The 992-nt window shown below is 55.7% G+C and carries 1 protein-coding gene; it reads left to right on the plus strand.

All coding sequences use genetic code 11. The annotated features are described in order from the left end of the window. The coding region (locus IF809_RS38590) for an Ig-like domain-containing protein (protein ID WP_462840083.1) at positions 1-992 on the plus strand (992 nt) is incomplete at both ends.

Below are 992 nucleotides of genomic sequence, written 5' to 3' on the forward strand. Positions count from 1 at the left end.
GACGACCAGACGCTCAACATCGGCAGCCAGTCGAGTGGCGCGGGAGCGGGCAAGGTCACCTTCAATCCCTTGCATCTGAGCTTCTCGCAGCTCGGGCTGAATCCGAAGCTGTTCCAGATGCTCGCCTCTGGTACGGCGTTCAAGGAGGTTGATGTCCTCGGCTACCACGAGAGCGGCGATACCAGCCATCTTGCGGTCGACTACAGCTTTGGCCTGGCTGCAGCCAAGACGTTGGGCGTCAATGACAGCGGCATCACCACGCTCGATCTCGAATATGGCGCCGAGGCGATCCACGTGTTCGATCTCAATCAAGCGCCAGTTGCGCTGGACGGGAGTGCCACAGGTAACGAAGACAATTCCATTTCCGGGCACGCTAGCGCGACTGATCCTGATCAACTTCCCGGCCCGATTACGTACAGCCTTGTATCCGGTCCTCAACACGGAACGATCGATTTCCATCAAGATGGTTCGTTTGTCTTCACGCCGACTGCAGATTTCAATGGGACTGATTCCTTTACGTTCCAAAGCAGCGATGGAGATCTGACGTCGAATGTCGCGACATTCAAGCTGAACGTTCGCGAGGTCAACGACGCGCCAATAGCTAACGCGGATGTCAAAACGACAACCGAAAACAGCAAGCTCGTCTTCGCCGCGTCCGATCTGATCGCCAATGATGTTCCTGGGCCCCCAAATGAAGCCGGCCAGCACTTGAAATTGACGTCAGTTTCCGCAAAGCCAGACACCCATGGTCGGGTTTCGCTGGTCGGCGGCCAGGTTATTTTTACGCCCGACAAAGACTATGTCGGAGACGCCTCATTCAATTATACGGTCACCGATGACGGAACAACTGACGGCCGCAGCGATCCCCAGAGCAGTTCCGGAATTGTGAGCATTAACGTCCTGTCGACGAAAAATCTAACCTACCTGTTGAAGGTGGACGGGATCCAGGGCGATTCGACAGTGAAGGGCTATGAGGGTGCCTTCACGGTTGA

The organism is Bradyrhizobium sp. UFLA06-24 (assembly GCF_054967145.1).